This is a genomic window from Arthrobacter sp. Cza30 (assembly GCF_059090765.1).
Genome location: NZ_JBNHGA010000004.1, coordinates 531984 through 547136 on the forward strand (window position 1 = coordinate 531984; position 15153 = coordinate 547136).

General features: G+C 71.4%; 16 protein-coding genes and 2 tRNA genes. 8 read left to right on the forward strand and 10 right to left on the reverse strand.

The window, feature by feature from the left end; genetic code table 11:
• The first annotated feature begins 62 nt into the window (after positions 1–62).
• Positions 63–671 (forward strand): membrane protein YczE, encoded by a 609-nt coding sequence (gene yczE / locus AC5RVZ_RS16135; RefSeq protein ID WP_494066779.1) that lies wholly within the window; start codon positions 63–65, stop codon positions 669–671.
• 7 nt (positions 672–678) lie between these two features.
• Here yczE and AC5RVZ_RS16140 read toward each other — a convergent pair whose 3' ends face one another.
• A complete protein-coding gene (locus AC5RVZ_RS16140) occupies positions 679–891 on the reverse strand; it encodes a methyltransferase (protein ID WP_494066780.1) in 213 nt (70 codons plus the stop codon).
• Between the two features lie 107 nt (positions 892–998).
• Here AC5RVZ_RS16140 and AC5RVZ_RS16145 point away from each other — a divergent pair.
• The 6 genes from AC5RVZ_RS16145 to AC5RVZ_RS16170 all read left to right on the forward strand — a co-directional run bounded on the left by AC5RVZ_RS16145 (position 999) and on the right by AC5RVZ_RS16170 (position 3083).
• Positions 999–1071 (forward strand) — tRNA-Arg (locus tag AC5RVZ_RS16145).
• 79 nt (positions 1072–1150) lie between these two features.
• On the forward strand, positions 1151–1777 hold the full coding sequence (gene orn / locus AC5RVZ_RS16150) for an oligoribonuclease (protein WP_494066781.1): 627 nt from the start codon (positions 1151–1153) through the stop codon (positions 1775–1777).
• A 37-nt stretch (positions 1778–1814) separates the two neighbouring features.
• Positions 1815–1890: transfer RNA gene (locus tag AC5RVZ_RS16155), tRNA-His, on the forward strand.
• 55 nt (positions 1891–1945) lie between these two features.
• Positions 1946–2296, forward strand: coding sequence for a metallopeptidase family protein (locus AC5RVZ_RS16160; protein ID WP_494066782.1), 351 nt, complete (start codon positions 1946–1948; stop codon positions 2294–2296).
• Positions 2287–2595 carry an ATP-dependent Clp protease adapter ClpS gene (clpS, locus tag AC5RVZ_RS16165; protein ID WP_494066783.1) on the forward strand — a complete coding sequence of 103 codons (309 nt, stop codon included), beginning with the start codon at positions 2287–2289 and terminating at the stop codon, positions 2593–2595. The genes AC5RVZ_RS16160 and clpS overlap by 10 nt, the downstream gene beginning before the upstream one ends.
• On the forward strand, positions 2592–3083 hold the full coding sequence (locus AC5RVZ_RS16170; protein ID WP_494066784.1) for a DUF2017 family protein: 492 nt from the start codon (positions 2592–2594) through the stop codon (positions 3081–3083). The genes clpS and AC5RVZ_RS16170 overlap by 4 nt, the downstream gene beginning before the upstream one ends.
• 7 nt (positions 3084–3090) lie before the next feature.
• Here AC5RVZ_RS16170 and AC5RVZ_RS16175 read toward each other — a convergent pair whose 3' ends face one another.
• The 6 genes from AC5RVZ_RS16175 to gatC all read right to left on the reverse strand — a co-directional run bounded on the left by AC5RVZ_RS16175 (position 3091) and on the right by gatC (position 8747).
• Positions 3091–3684 (reverse strand): nucleoside/nucleotide kinase family protein, encoded by a 594-nt coding sequence (locus AC5RVZ_RS16175; protein ID WP_494066785.1) that lies wholly within the window; start codon positions 3682–3684, stop codon positions 3091–3093.
• Entirely contained in the window at positions 3659–3979 is a 321-nt protein-coding gene (locus AC5RVZ_RS16180) for a hypothetical protein (RefSeq protein ID WP_494066786.1), read from the reverse strand. The genes AC5RVZ_RS16175 and AC5RVZ_RS16180 overlap by 26 nt, the downstream gene beginning before the upstream one ends.
• Positions 3980–4040: 61 nt before the next feature.
• Positions 4041–5306 carry a DNA polymerase IV gene (dinB, locus tag AC5RVZ_RS16185; RefSeq protein ID WP_494066787.1) on the reverse strand — a complete coding sequence of 422 codons (1266 nt, stop codon included), beginning with the start codon at positions 5304–5306 and terminating at the stop codon, positions 4041–4043.
• 75 nt (positions 5307–5381) lie between these two features.
• Positions 5382–6905 (reverse strand): Asp-tRNA(Asn)/Glu-tRNA(Gln) amidotransferase subunit GatB, encoded by a 1524-nt coding sequence (gene gatB, locus AC5RVZ_RS16190; RefSeq protein WP_494066788.1) that lies wholly within the window; start codon positions 6903–6905, stop codon positions 5382–5384.
• Entirely contained in the window at positions 6905–8437 is a 1533-nt protein-coding gene (gatA, locus tag AC5RVZ_RS16195) for an Asp-tRNA(Asn)/Glu-tRNA(Gln) amidotransferase subunit GatA (protein ID WP_494066789.1), read from the reverse strand. Before gatA ends, gatB begins: the two co-directional genes overlap by 1 nt.
• 10 nt (positions 8438–8447) lie before the next feature.
• Positions 8448–8747, reverse strand: a complete 300-nt coding sequence (gene gatC, locus AC5RVZ_RS16200) for an Asp-tRNA(Asn)/Glu-tRNA(Gln) amidotransferase subunit GatC (protein WP_494066790.1) — start codon at positions 8745–8747, stop codon at positions 8448–8450.
• Positions 8748–8825: 78 nt separating this feature from the next.
• Between gatC and AC5RVZ_RS16205 the strand changes: the two genes are divergently transcribed.
• Entirely contained in the window at positions 8826–10526 is a 1701-nt protein-coding gene (locus tag AC5RVZ_RS16205) for a long-chain-fatty-acid--CoA ligase (protein WP_494066791.1), read from the forward strand.
• Here AC5RVZ_RS16205 and ligA read toward each other — a convergent pair.
• From ligA to AC5RVZ_RS16220, 3 genes are read right to left on the reverse strand one after another with little or no spacing between them, the layout of a single operon-like run.
• Positions 10523–12784: an NAD-dependent DNA ligase LigA gene (gene ligA, locus AC5RVZ_RS16210; protein WP_494066792.1), complete on the reverse strand. Its 2262-nt coding sequence runs from the start codon at positions 12782–12784 to the stop codon at positions 10523–10525. The two genes, AC5RVZ_RS16205 and ligA, sit on opposite strands and share 4 nt — an antisense overlap.
• A gap of 49 nt (positions 12785–12833) precedes the next feature.
• Positions 12834–13931 carry a tRNA 2-thiouridine(34) synthase MnmA gene (gene mnmA / locus AC5RVZ_RS16215; RefSeq protein ID WP_494066793.1) on the reverse strand — a complete coding sequence of 366 codons (1098 nt, stop codon included), beginning with the start codon at positions 13929–13931 and terminating at the stop codon, positions 12834–12836.
• Positions 13932–13940: 9 nt separating this feature from the next.
• A complete protein-coding gene (locus tag AC5RVZ_RS16220) occupies positions 13941–15140 on the reverse strand; it encodes a cysteine desulfurase family protein (protein ID WP_494066794.1) in 1200 nt (399 codons plus the stop codon).
• Between the last annotated feature and the right edge of the window lie 13 nt (positions 15141–15153).

The window sequence follows — 15153 nt, forward strand, 5'->3', positions numbered from 1 at the left end:
GAGGGCCAGGCTAGTGCAATTGGCCTGTCCAGTACGAGCCAATCGTGCGATTGGATGGCGCTATGCCCCGTCGTATCGTTCAGTTGCTCCTCGGTCTGTTCCTCTATGGCGCCGGGTGCGCGCTGACGATCGAAGCCGGTCTCGGCGTCGATCCCTGGACCGTGTTCGCGCAGGGGATCTCGCTCCACAGCGGCATCGGCATCGGCTGGGTCACGAATCTCCTCGGCTTCCTGGTGCTGCTGCTGTGGATCCCGTTGCGCCAGCGGCCGGGCGTCGGGACGATCGCCAACATCCTGCTCGTCGGCACGAGCATGCAGGCCACGTTGTGGGTGGTGCCGCCCGTCCACGGCTTCGTCGCCCAGGCCGCGGTCCTCCTGGCCGGGATCGTCCTGGTGGCTCTGGCGTCCGGCCTCTACATCGGCGCACGCTTCGGGCCCGGCCCGCGGGACGGCCTCATGACAGGCATGAACGCACGCCTGGGCTGGCCGATCTGGGCGTGCCGAGCGCTCGTCGAGGTCTCGGTCCTGGTCATCGGCTGGCTCCTCGGAGGCACCGTCGGCATCGGAACCGTCCTGTTCGCGGTCCTCATCGGCCCGCTCGTGCACGTCGCACTGCCGCTGCTGGACACCAGCCGCGCGCCCCGCGGGCGGCGACCGGTGCGGGCGACGTGACGCGGGCTCAGTGCTCGCGGAACTCCGGCCAGTCGCTGCCCGGCTTCATCCGCGCGTGCAGAGCGCTCTTCGCCACATCCATCGTCGGGTACGTGCCGGCGGCGGCATCCGCCCCGGCCATCGTCACCGTGTAGCCCTCCTCGGTCTTCCGGATGCTGCCGACGACGCCGGCAGCGCCGTAGGCGACCCACAGGGGATGGTGCGTCTGGATGGTGCTCATCGTTGAACTCCTCTCGAACGGCTCGTCACCGACCGTACGCCCGAACGGGCCCCCGCGCCAGGTCGATCGGCCCCACCGGGACCCGGTAGCCTGGTGGTCCCACCCTTCCCTCCGTAGCTCAGGGGACAGAGCGAGCGGCTTCTACCCGCCAGGTCGGGGGTTCGAATCCTCCCGGAGGGGCTCGTCGGGATCGACCACCGCGTTCCCCGGTCCGAGCGGCTCGCACCCGCCGTCGGGGGGCGTCAATAGTATGGACGACATGGTGGGAGCGTCCGAGAACGATCGTCTGGTCTGGATCGATTGCGAGATGACCGGCCTCGACCTCGCGGTCGACGAGCTGGTCGAGATCGCCGTCGTGGTCACGGACTTCGAACTGCGCCCCCTCGACCCCGGCTTCCACGTCGTCATCAAGCCCGACGCGTCGGCGCTCGAGAACATGAGCGAGTTCGTGACGAACATGCATCGCACGTCCGGCCTGCTCGATGAGATCCCCCACGGGGTCAGCCTCGCCGACGCCGAGTTCCAGGTGCTCGAGTACATCCAGCGCTTCGTGCCGCTGGAAGGCAAGGCGCCGCTCGCCGGCAACACGATCGGAACCGACCGGATGTTCCTCGCGAAGTACATGCCGCGTGTGGATCGATGGCTGCACTATCGCAACGTCGACGTCTCGAGCATCAAGGAGCTTGCGCGCCGCTGGTACCCGCGCGCCTACATCCACGCGCCGGCGAAGGACGGCGGCCACCGGGCACTCGCCGACATCCTCGAGTCGATCCGTGAGCTCGCGTACTATCGGCAGGCGGTCTTCGTCCCCGAGCCCGGCCCGACCAGCGACGGCGCGCGCGCGGCTGCGGCGGCTGTCGTTTCGTCGTTTGCGCCTGAGGTGTGAGAGAATCGTGTGGTTGCCCGCGCGAGCGGGAGACATGGTGGGTATAGCTCAGTTGGTAGAGCACCTGGTTGTGGTCCAGGGGGTCGCGGGTTCAAGTCCCGTTACTCACCCCAAGACTTCGATCCGCGTCGCCTCGCGCGCGACGCTCGGATCGTCTGCCGAGGCATCATGATGGAGATGGATGCCGCGACCTTCGAGCGACTCGTGGTCGACGAGTTGGACGCCCTCCCCGACGACATGGTCGAGGGGCTGGACAATGTCGTGTTCGTCGTCGAGGACCGCTCCGACGACGGCGGTCTGGACCTTCTCGGGCTCTATGACGGACACGCACTGACCGAGCGCGACCGTTACGGGGTCGGGGAGCTCCCCGACCGGATCATCCTCTACCGCGAGGCGCATCTGGCCGTGTCCGCGGACGAGAAGGCGCTGCGAGACGAGATCCACACCACGCTCGTCCACGAGATCGCGCACTACTACGGCATCGACGACGAGCGCCTCCACGAGCTGGGGTGGGCTTGATGGCGCCGCTGGTGACCCCCGCCGTCGAGGAGGACGTCGCCACGGGCGACGCCGTCGAGCCCGAGCGCCCGTGGCAGACGGTGGTCTGGGACGACCCGGTCAACCTCATGAGCTACGTGACGCATGTGTTCCGCGAGTACTTCGGGTTCCCCAGGGCCGAGGCGGAGCGCCTCATGCTGAAGGTCCACAACGAGGGTTCGGCCGTCGTGGCAGAGGGCCCGCGCGAACGCATGGAGCTGCACGCTCAGGCGATGCACGACTACGGCCTCTGGGCGACGGTGCGGCAGGCCCCGCGATGAGCGATCGCACCGTGATCATGGAGGTGGCCCGGCTCGAGGCTGCGCACCTCGCCGATCTCGTCACGCAGTTCGACGACCTGCTCCGCGAGACGGATGGCCGCAGCGGCGACCCCGCGATCGAGCGAATCGTGCCGCCGGGCTACGACGACACGGACGCCGCCCGCGAGTTCCGCGCGCTCACCGAGGCGGACCTCCTCGAACGGCGCCGCTCGGACGCCGGCATCGTGCTGGCATCCCTCGGCGAGGCCGCGGCGATCTCCGACGACCCCGACGACCCGGCACTGCTCGAGATGGTCACGATCCGTCTCGACGGCGCCACAGCACGGGCGTGGCTGCGCACGCTCGCGGCGATCCGCCTCGTCCTGGCCACGCGCCTGGGGATCGCACGCCCCGAGGACCATGACTCCGACGATCCGCGCTTCGGCGTGTACGACTGGCTGGGCTACCGGCTGGATGGGCTGGTCGCCGCGATGGACGACGAGGACTGACTCCGTCTCACGGGATGTCGAACACGTGGGTCGCGAGGCTCGTCGGCGCGTGACGGGCCACGTGCGCCTCCTCCTGACGGGCCCACCGATCCCAGTGCGGCCGGTAGGCGTCGCCGTCACGGGTGAGCGCACGGTGGCGGCGCGACGCCGCCGGGGACTCCAGCCACACCCTCACGTCGCCCAGCTTCGCGGTCGCCGGAGTGAGGATTCCCACGCCCTCCACGATCAGCGGGAGTGACGGGTCCACGGCGTGCGCCTCCGCGGGCGCGACCGCCTCCCAGTCCCACCGCTGCCACACGCCGATGAGTCCGCGTGCATGCGGGATCAGGATGTGCTCGAGCGCCAGCGCGACGCCTTCCTCCAGTCCGTCCCACCCCGGGTAGAGCGAGTCCAGCGCGACGAGCTGGACGCGTCCGGCGAGCGGCCAGCGCGCCACCAGGGCGCGTGCGAGCGATGTCTTCCCCGCGCCGCTGCGACCGTCGAGGAGCACCACCGGATTGGATGCCGCCACCTCGGTCACGGCGGAGGCCAGGCGCGCGGCCGCGGCCTCGAGCGAGAGGGCGACCGGGTCGACGCTACTTCTTGAGGGCGCGGATGACACGGCTGAGCGCGCGACCTGCGACGAGCACGAACGGCACCGCGACGGCGAGCAGCGCGACGAGGTTCGGTTCGAAGCGCACGTCGTCGCCCTTGCGGATGTAGGCGCCGACGGGGATCGCGTAGCCGCCGCCCCCGCCGCCTCCGTTGCCCGCCTCGTCGGAACCGCCGCCGAAGCCGGTCCAGACCAACGCGACGGGGATCAGCCGGACGCCGTCGATGTCCTGCTGCTCGCCGTAGACGCTTCTGACGCCGATCGACGCCGTCTGCCTGCCGAGTTCCAGTGCGATGTTGGGCATGGCTCCACGGTAGCGGGCGGACGTGGACCTGCACAGCCGGACTTCCGCGACGGCGCCGGCATCAGTGCTCGGGTGGCCGCTCCGCGCGCGGGTGGGAGGGCAGCGACGTGCCGCCACGGGATCGTCCGAGCAGCGTCGCCCTCGTGACCGCTCCCCTGCCGAAGCGCGCCGTGGCGTCGTCGAGGGCCCCTTCGACCCGGCGCCATTCCTCATCGTCGTCCCACAGCGTCAGCGCAGCGGAGCCGGCGGGCTTGAGCTTCTCGGCGCGCACGCCGACGAGGCGGACGGGCATGCGCTCCTGGATGCCGTCGAAGAGTTCGTGCGCGGCGTCGCCGATGCGCTGCCCGACCGCCGTCGGCTCGGCAAGAGTCTGAGAGCGCGTGATGGTGGTGAAGTCGGCGAACCGGACTTTGATCGAGATGGTGGCCGCCTCCCAGCCGTGCTTGCGCAGCCGTGCGCCGACCCGGTCGGCCAGGCGCCTCAGTTCCGAGCGCAGCACCGCCGGGTCGGCGATGTCCTGGAAGAACGTCTCCTCGTGCCCCACGCTCTTCTCGACCCGCTCGGTGTCGACGCGCCGTGCGTCCAGCCCGCGGGCGAGGTGCCATACCCGATCGCCCATCGCCGGCCCGAGCGCGCGCTCGAGCACGGACCGCGGTGTCTGCAGGATGTCGGCGACGGTGCGGATGCCGCGTCCCTCCAGTGCCTCCGACGCCTTGGGTCCGACACCCCACAGCGCACGGACCGGCTGACCCGCCAGATAGTCGGCGGTGGCCGCTTCGGGGACGATGAGCAGACCGTCCGGCTTGCTCTGCGTCGAGGCCATCTTCGCGACGTGCTTGGTGGCGGCCACCCCGACGCTGCACGTGAGACCCGTCTCGTCGAGGACCCGCTGACGCAGCAGTCGTGCGATGGTGCCCGGACTGCCCCACAGCCGCCGCGCACCGCGGACGTCGAGGAACGCCTCGTCGATGGACAGCGGCTCGACCAGCGGGGTGAAGTCGTGGAAGATCCGCATCACGTGCCCCGACAGCTCCAGGTAGCGCTCGAACCTCGGGCGCACGGTGATGGCCGTCGGACACAGGCGCAAGGCCTGCCCGACCGACATCGCCGACCTCACGCCGAAGCGCCGGGCCTCGTAGGACGCGCTGGAGACGACGCCGCGTCCCTCGAAACCGCCCACGATGAGCGGCTTGCCTCTGAGGGTGGGGTCATCCAGGACCTCCACCGACGCGTAGAAGGCGTCCATGTCGACGTGCAGGATGCCGGTGCCGGTGTCATCGGCGTCCTCCGGCGAGACGAGCCTCCCCGTCCCGTCGCCGCGTCCCATGCTCCCATTCTTCCCGCTGCCGCCGACACCCCGCTCGACACGCGGCGCGGCGGCTGCGACGTGCCGCTGCCGGCGCTACGCGCCGCCGCCGCCTGCGCGCTCGAGGACGAGCTCACGCACCCGCGCGGCATCCGCCTGTCCGCGCATGGCCTTCATCACCGCGCCGATGATCGCTCCCGCCGCCTGGACCTTGCCGTCCCGGATCTTCTCCAGCACGTCCGGCTGGGAGGCCAGCGCATCGTCGATCGCGGCGATGAGCGCACCGTCGTCCGATACGACCGCGAGGCCCCGCGCGTCCACGATCTGCTGGGGCGTCCCCTCCCCCGCCACCATGCCCTCGAGCACCTGGCGGGCGAGCTTGTCGGTGAGAGTCCCGGCGTCCACGAGCTTCTGCAGCTCCGCCACGGCGGCGGGCTCGACCAGTTCGGCCGCGTCCTTGCCCTCGGCGTTGGCGATGCGGAGGATCTCGCCGGTCCACCACTTGCGTGCGGCAGCCGGCGACGCGCCCGCGGCGATCGTCGCCTCGACTTCGGCGAGGAGGCCGGCGTTGACGACGCCCCGGAACTCGATGTCGGCGAAGCCCCAGTCGTTCTGCAGGCGGCGACGGCGCGCGGCCGGCGGCTCGGGCAGCGCGGCGCGCAGCTGCTCGATGAGCTCGGGCGCCGGCGCGACGGGCAAGAGGTCCGGCTCCGGGAAGTACCGGTAGTCGTCGGCATCCGACTTGGGGCGACCGGGCGAGGTGGTGCCCGTGTCCTCGTGCCAGTGACGGGTCTCCTGCGTGATCGTGCCGCCTGCGGCGAGGATCGCAGCCTGCCGCTGGATCTCGTACCGCACGGCACGCTCCACGGAGCGCATGGAGTTGACGTTCTTGGTCTCCGTACGCGTGCCGAGCTTCTCCTGGCCACGCGGGCGCAGCGAGACGTTGGCGTCGCAGCGCAGGTTGCCGCGCTCCATGCGGGCGTCGGAGATCCCCAGCGCGAGCACGATGTCGCGGATCGTCTGCACGTAGGCCTTGGCCAGCTCGGGCGCCCGATGCTCGGCGCCGACGATCGGCTTCGTGACGATCTCGACAAGCGGCACGCCCGCGCGGTTGTAGTCGACGAGCGAGTACTCCGCGCCGTGGATACGGCCGGTCGACCCGCCGACGTGGGTCAGCTTGCCGGCGTCCTCCTCCATGTGGGCGCGCTCGATCGGCACCTCGAACATGGTGCCGTCGGCGAGCTCCACCTCGATCCGCCCTTCGAAGGCGATCGGCTCGTCGTACTGCGAGATCTGATAGTTCTTGCCGAGGTCGGGGTAGAAGTAGTTCTTCCGCGCGAACCGGCTCGACGGCGCGATCGAACAGCCCAGCGCGAGCCCTAGGCTGATGGAGTACCGCACGGCGGTCTCGTTGACCACGGGCAGTGCGCCCGGCAGGCCCATGTCCACGGGCGCGACCAGGGTGTTCGGCTCCGCGCCGTGGTTGGCCGAGTTGGCGGGGTTGGCCGCGGCCGAGAACATCTTCGTCCGGGTGTTCAGCTCGACGTGGACCTCGAAGCCGAGCACGGGCTCGTACAGTTCGAGTGCCTTGTCGAAGTCCATCAGCTTGTCCTTCGCCATCAGCGGCCCTCCCCGATCGGTGCGTGCGTCGATCCCAGCGCGGGAGCGCGGTCCAGCAGGGCCCCGCCCCACGAGTCGACCAGCAGCGCCTCCAGTGCCGCGCCGACGCGGTACAGTCGCGCGTCCTCGTGAGCGGGCGCCAGGAACTGGATGCCCACCGGCAGGCCGTCCTCGGCCGCCAGTCCTGAGGGGACCGAGATGCCCGGGACTCCGGCGAGGTTCGCCGGGATGGTCGTCACGTCGTTCAAGTACATCTGCAGCGGGTCGTCGATCTTCTCGCCCAGCCGGAACGCGGTGGTCGGCGCCGAGGGCGTGGCGATGACGTCCACGCGCGAGAACGCGTCGGCGAAGTCGCGCTGGATGAGCGTGCGCACCTTCTGGGCAGAGCCGTAGTAGGCGTCGTAGTACCCCGCCGACAGCGCATAGGTGCCGAGGATGATCCGCCGCTTGACCTCGTCGCCGAAGCCGGCGTCGCGGGTCTTCGCCATGACGTCCTCGACGGTTCCGCCCGGCACGTCCACGCGCAGCCCGAAGCGCACGGAGTCGAACTTCGCGAGATTGCTGGATGCCTCGGCCGGCAGGATGAGGTAGTACGCGGCCACGCCGTACTCGAAGTGGGGCGCGCTCACCTCGACGATCTCGGCGCCCTGCGCCTCCATCGCCGCCAGCGCCGCACGGAAGGACCCCGATACGCCGGCCTGGAAGCCGCTGTCGGGCAGCTCGGCGATCACGCCGACCTTGAGCCCCTTGAGGATCTCGCCGGTCGCACCTTCCCGTGCGGCGGCGGCGAACGAGGGCCACTCGCGGTCGAGCGATGTGGAGTCGTGCGGGTCGTGGCCGGCGATCACGTCGTGCAGCAGTCCCGCGTCCAGGACGGTCCGGGTCACCGGGCCGACCTGGTCCAGCGACGACGCCAGGGCGATCGCGCCGTAGCGGCTGACGCCGCCGTACGTCGGCTTCACCCCCACCGTGCCGGTCACGTGAGCGGGCTGGCGGATCGACCCGCCGGTGTCCGACCCCAGCGCCAGCGGCGCCTCGAAGGCCGCGACGGCGGCGGCGGAGCCACCGCCGGAGCCACCCGGGATGCGCTCCAGATCCCACGGGTTGCGGGTGGGCCCGTAGGCCGAGTGCTCGGTGGACGATCCCATGGCGAATTCGTCCATGTTGGTCTTGCCCAGGGGCACCAGCCCGGCCGCGCGCGACCTGGCGACCACCGTGGCGTCGTACGGCGACATGAAGCCCTCGAGGATCCGCGATCCGCTCGTGGAGGGCATGTCGGTGGTGACCAGGACGTCCTTGATGGCCAGCGGCACACCGGCGAGCGGGCCGAGCTCGTCACCGGAGGAGCGGCGACGGTCGATGTCGCCGGCGACATCGAGAGCGTGGTCGCTGACGTGGAGGAACGCGTGGATGTCGCCGTCCACGGCGGCGATGCGGTCCAGGTGCGCCTGCGTCGCCTCGACGCTGGAGACCTCGCCCGCGGCGAGCTTGTCGGCGAGCGCGGCGGCGCTGAGCCTTGTCAGATCGGTCACGGTGCGCCCCTTACTGCTCTTCGCCCAGGATGGCCGTCACCCGGAATCGCCCGTCCGCGGCATCCGGCGCGTTGTGCAGCACCTGCGCGGGCGTCAGCATGTCGCCGACCGCGTCGGGACGGAAGACGTTCTGCATCGCGATCGGGTGGCTCGTGGCGGCGACGTCCGGCGTGGCGACCTCCGAGACCTTCGCGATGTTGTCGACGATCACGTCGAGCTGACCGGTGAGGCGCTGGACCTCGTCGTCGCTCAGGCGGATCCGGGCGAGCACACCGAGATGGCGCACGAGATCGGGGGTGATTTCAGACACCCGGACATTCTATTCGCGGAGGGCGAGCGCCCACGGCCGCAGCCGGGGGCGCGCCGGGCGCGGGCGTAGGCTGAGCGCGTGACGACCTACCACCCGCCGCGCCCGTGGATCGCCAGCTACGCCGAAGGCGTCCCGGCCGATCTGGAGCCGGTGACCGGTTCCCTCGTGGACATCGTCGAGGCGTCGGCGCGGGATTATCCCGAGGTCCCCGCGCTGCAGTTCTTCGGTCGCACGACGTCGTACCGGAGCCTGTCGGAGCAGATCGACCGGGCAGCTGCGGGCCTGCGCGCGCAGGGCGTGCGCGCGGGCGATCGCGTGGCCATCGTGCTCCCGAACTGTCCTCAGCACATCGTCGCCTTCTACGCGATCCTGCGGCTGGGCGCCGTGGTGGTGGAGCACAACCCGCTCTACACGCCGCGTGAGCTGCGCAAGCAGTTCGAGGATCACGGCGCGAGGCACGCGATCGTGTGGACGAAGGTCGTGCGGACGGTCCAGGAGTTCCCGGCCGATCTCGCCGTCGCCAGCCTCATATCGGTGGATGTGACGAAGGCGATGCCGCTGACCACGCGCGCCGCCCTGCGGCTTCCGCTCGCGAAGGCGCGACAGGCGCGACAGGCGCTGCACGAGCGCGTCTCGGGAACCCTGCCGTGGGAGGACCTGGTGGGATCCGCTCCCCTCCCGGCAACGCACCCGCGGCCGGCGACGGACGATCTCGCGCTCATCCAGTACACCAGCGGAACGACCGGGACCCCCAAGGGCGCCTCCCTCACGCATCGCAACCTGCTGTCGAATGCGGCACAGGCGCGAGCGTGGGTGCCCTCGATCGTGCGCGGCGACGGGTGCGTCGTCTACGCCGTGCTGCCGATGTTCCATGCGTACGGGCTGACGCTGTGCCTGACGTTCGCGATGTCGATGGGGGCCCGGCTCGTGCTCTTCCCGCGGTTCGACCCCGACATGGTGCTCGAGGTCACCAAGAAGCATCCGGCGACGTTCCTGCCGCTGGTCCCTCCCATCGCCGACCGGCTGCTGAAGGCCGCGCGTGAGAAGGGCGTGTCCCTCGCCGGCACGCGCATCGCGATCTCGGGGGCCATGGCTCTCCCGCATGAGCTCGTGGTCCCCTTCGAGGAGGCCTCGGGCGGATACCTCGTCGAGGGCTACGGTCTGAGCGAGTGCTCGCCCGTGCTCATGGCCAATCCCGTCGCCGACAACCGCGTCCCCGGCTCGGTGGGGCTGCCGCTTCCGGGCACCGAGTGCAGAGTCGTCGACCCCGACGAGCCGACCCGCGACGTGGCGCCCGGTGAGCCCGGGGAGCTGCTCGTCCGCGGCCCGCAGGTCTTCGGCGGCTACTTCGGCAAGCCCGAGGAGACCGCGGACGTCTTCGTCGACGGGTGGTTCCGCACCGGTGACATCGTGACGATCGACGACGCCGGCTTCGTGCGGATCGTGGACCGCATCAAGGAGCTCATCATCACCGGCGGCTTCAACGTCGCGCCGACCGAAGTCGAGAACGTGCTCCGCCAGCACCCCCAGGTCGAGGACGTCGCGGTCGTCGGACTGCCGAACGAGCGGTCGGGCGAGGAGGTCGTGGCCGCGATCGTCGTCTCCCCCGGCGACGACATCGACGTCGAGGCGGTGCGCTCCTACGCGCGCGGAATCCTGACGGCGTACAAGGTGCCGCGACGCATCTTCGTCGTCGACGAGCTGCCGAAGTCGCTCATCGGGAAGGTGCTGCGACGCCAGGTGCGTGAGCGCCTTCTCGCACTCACGCACGTCTCCTAGCCGTCGAGGGCGCCGGGGCCCTGGGTGACGAGGAGATGGAACTGCGCCGCGTCGATGATGCGCAGACCGAGCTCCTCGGCCTTGGCGAGCTTGGAGCCCGCGCCGGGGCCGGCTGCGACGAAGTCGGTCTTCTTCGACACGCTGGATGCCGCCTTGCCGCCGGCTCTGATGATGGCCTCCTGCGCCCCCTCGCGCGTGTACCCTTCGAGGCTTCCCGTCGCGACCACGGTCAGGCCCTCCAGCACCCCGCCCCCGGATGACACGGCACCGGGGCCCGGGTGCCCGGGCGTGGCCAGCTGGGCTCCGGCCGCCCGCCATCGCTCGACGATCTCGACATGCCAGTCCACCGCGAACCAGTCGCGGAGCGAGTCGGCGATGATGCCGCCCACGCCCTCGACGCCCGCCAGCTCGTCGCGCGAGGCCGCGCGGATCGCATCGACCGACCCGAACCACTGGGCGAGGGCGCGCGCGGCGACGGGGCCGACGTGCCGGATGCTGAGGGCGACGAGGAAGCGCCACAGCTCCTTCGTCTTGGCCGCCTCGATGTTCGCCAGCAGCTGCGTGGCCGCCGCGGAGAGGATGTGCGACGCATCGCCGTCGAACGGTCCGTTCGGGTCGAAGGGCGGATCGGTGCGCTTGCGCTGGCGGCGGAACGGCGAGCGGGTGTCGGGCGAGCCGTCCTCGAGCAACCGCACCAGCCCGGTCTCGGCATCCCGGACCACCACGTCGATGCCGAAGAGGTCCTCGGGCCGCAGGTCGAACAGACCCGCCTCGGTCACAAGCGGCGGGATCTCAGGACGGACCGGCTGTGTCAGGGCCGCTGCCGAGACCTCCCCGAGCCCCTCGATGTCCAGCGCCCCGCGCGACCCGATGTGCTCGACGCGCCCGCGCACCTGTGCCGGGCAGGAGCGCGCGTTCGGGCACCGCAGATCGATGTCGCCTTCTTTGGCCGGGGCCAGCGGCGACCCGCACTCCGGGCACTCGGATGGCATGACGAACGCGCGCTCGCTGCCGTCCCGCAGCTCCACCACGGGGCCGAGGACCTCGGGAATGACGTCACCGGCTTTGCGCAGCACGACCGTGTCGCCGATCAGGACGCCCTTGGCTTTCACGACGTCCTGATTGTGCAGCGTCGCCTGGCGGACGACGGACCCGGCGACCCGTGCCGGCTCCATCACGGCGAACGGCGTCGCGCGGCCGGTGCGGCCGACCGAGACCACGACGTCGAGCAGCTTCGTGTTGACCTGCTCCGGCGGGTACTTGAACGCGATCGCCCAGCGCGGCGCACGGCTGGTGGCGCCGAGCTCGTCATGCAGCGCCAGCTCGTCGACCTTGACCACGATGCCGTCGATCTCGTGCTCCACGTCGTGACGGTGCTCGCCGTAGTGGCGGATGAACGCATCCGCCTCGGCCGCCGACGACGCGACGCGGAAGTACGGGCTGGTCGGAAGTCCCCAGGACTTCAGCAGACCGTAGACCTCGCTCTGCGTCGAGACCGGCGGGTTGCGCCAGGCGCCGACGCCGTGCACGGTCAGGCGCAGGCGCGACAGTCGTTCGCGCATCGCCTGCAGCTGCCGCTCGTTCTTGCCCTCGGTCTTCTGCCGGAGGGAACCGGATGCCGCGTTGCGCGGGTTGGCGAACAGCCGGTCGCCCATCGACTCCTGATAGGCGTTCAGCGACTCGAAGTCGGCGACCGTGAAGAACACCTCGCCCCGCACCTCGACGAGGGCGGGGTGCCCCTCGCCGGCCAGACGCTCGGGGATGCCGGCGATCTGCCGGACGTTCTCGGTGACGTCCTCGCCGACGCGGCCGTCACCGCGGGTCGCCGCCGACACCAGGCGCCCTCGCTCGTAGCGCAGCGACAGCGCCAGGCCGTCGATCTTGAGCTCGCACAGGTAGTGCACCGCGCGTCCGGCGTCGCGCTCGACGCGGGCGGCCCACGCCAGGAACTCCTCTTCGCTGAACACGTTGTCCAGGCTCAGCATCCGCTCGGCGTGCTCGACCGGCGCGAACAGGGTGGCGGAGGCCGCGCCCACGCTGAGCGTCGGCGAGTCCTGGCCCTGCAGCTGGGGATGCAGCCGCTCGATCGCCTCGAGCCGCCGCATCCACTCGTCGTAGGTCGCGTCGTCGACGATCTCGGCGTCGGCCCCGTAGTACGCGTCACGGGCGCGGATGATGCGCTCGGTCAGCGTGCCGACTTCGTCGCGCGCCTGCTCGAGGTCGAGATCGGGAAGGTCGGGTGCTGCGCCGTCTGCCACTCCGTCAGTCTAGGAGCGGCCGGCGACATCCGGCGGTGCGCCGCCGCGCTCAGGCGTCCACCGGAACGGCGGAGACCGTCCGGTCGATCGTGAACTGGCCGATCACGCGCGTGCCGTCGTACAGCACCGCCGTCTGGCCCGGTGCCACTCCCTCGAACGGGCTGTGCGGAACCACCGTGAGCGTGCCGTCGCTCAGGCGGGCGGTCGCCGGCACCGGATCGGCGTGGGCGCGGATCTGAACGTCGCACGCGAACTCCTCGGTGGCCGGTGCCCGCCCTGCCCACGAGAACCGGTCCCCCGCGATCTCGGACGTCGCGAGCGCTTCCTTCGGGCCCACGACGACCGTGTTGGACACCGGGCGCACCTCGAGCACGAATCGCGGCTTGCCGTCGGGCGCCGGCACACCCAGCTGCAGGCCCCGACGCTGCCCTACCGTGAACGCGTGCGCGCCCTCGTGGGTGCCCACGACGGCGCCGCTGCGATCGACGATGTCCCCGGGCGCGGTGCCCACCTTCTCGGCGAGCCATCCACGGGTGTCGCCGTCGGGGATGAAGCAGATGTCGTGACTGTCGGGCTTGTGCGCGACCGTCAGTCCGCGCGCCTCCGCCTCGGCGCGCACCACCGCCTTGGACGGGGTCTGCCCGAGCGGGAAGTAGGTGTGGGCGAGCTGATCGGCGGTGAGGACGCCCAGCACGTAGGACTGGTCCTTCGCGGCGTCGGACGCGCGATGCAGCTCGAGACCGTCGGGCCCGTCGACGAGCGTGGCGTAGTGACCGGTGCACACGGCGTCGAACCCGAGCTCGAGCGCGCGCTCGAGCAGCGCCGCGAACTTGATCCGCTCGTTGCAGCGCATGCAGGGGTTGGGCGTGCGTCCCGCGCGGTACTCGGCGACGAAGTCGCCGATCACGTCGTCGCGGAACCGCTCCGAGAAGTCCCAGACGTAGAACGGGATGCCGAGGCGATCGGCCGCGCGACGGGCGTCCATCGCATCCTCGATCGTGCAGCAGCCGCGGCTGCCGGCGCGCAGCGTCCCGCCGGCGCGAGAGAGCGCCAGGTGCACCCCGACGACGTCGTGACCGGCGTCGACGGCGCGAGCCGCCGCGACGGCCGAGTCGACGCCGCCGCTCATCGCCGCAAGGATCCGCATCGGTCCAGTCTACGAGCGCGGTCCTGAGCGGGTCCCGGACGATGAGCCGGAGGCGGCGCGGGCTCGCGCCACCGCATCCGGGAGCACGGCCAGCACGGCGTCCACATCCGCCTCGCTGCTGGTGCGGCCCAGTGTGAATCGCAGCACCTGACGCGCCTCGGCCTCCGAGCGTCCCATCGCCCGCACGACGTGCGACGGCTCGGCGACCCCCGCCTGGCACGCCGAGCCGGTGGAGACGGCGATTCCGGCGACATCCAGCAGGAACAGCAGCGTCTCCCCCGCCGCTCCGGGGATCAGCACGTGCGCGTTCCCGGGCGCACGGTCCTCGGGATCGCCCAGAAGCTCGGCGTCCGGGACGATCGAGCGGATGCCGCCCACCAGCCGCCGCCGCAGCTGCGCGAGCCTGCGCGCCTCGCTCTCGCGCTCGGCCTCGGCGAGCTCGGCCGCCACCGCGAACGCCGCGGCGCCGGCGATGTCCTGGGTGCCCGACCGCAGCCGGCGCTGCTGACCTCCGCCGTGCAGCAGCGCGGCGATCCGCGCGTCGCGCGCGACGACGAGCGCCCCCACGCCGACAGGCCCGCCGAGCTTGTGCGCCGAGACGCTCAGTGCGACCAGGCCCGCGCCGGCCGCGGCGCCGGACCCGCGCCACGCGCGGAACGTCACCGGCACGTGGCCGAACGCGGCGATCGCGTCCAGATGCAGGGCGACCCCGGCTGCCGCGGCCTCCGCGGCCAGGGCCGGCGCGTCGTTGCGGGTTCCGACCTCGTTGTTCACCACCAGCGCGGTCGCCAGCGCAGCGCCGGGGAGGGCGCCTCTGAAGTGCTCGGCGTCGATGCGGCCGGCGCCGTCGAGCGGAACGCCGCGCACGCCGGCGCCCTGCCCGACGAGCCACTCCACGGCGTCGAGCGTGGCGTGGTGCTCGCCGTCCGGGAGGACGACGGCCTCCGTGCCATCGGCCCGCGCCCACCACAGACCCTTGACCGCGAGATTGACCGACTCGGTGCCGCCCGAGGTGAAGACGACCTCGATCGGGTCGCACTGCAGCACCGCCGCCAGCCGCTCCCGCGACTCCTCCAGAAGCCGGCGCGCCCGCTGGCCCGCGCCGTGGATCGACGACGCGTTGCCCGCCAGCTCCGACGCATCGAGCCACGCCTGTCGCGCCTCCGCGCGCAACGGGGTCGTCGCGGCGTGGTCCAGGTACACCGCCACCGCGCACCTCCTT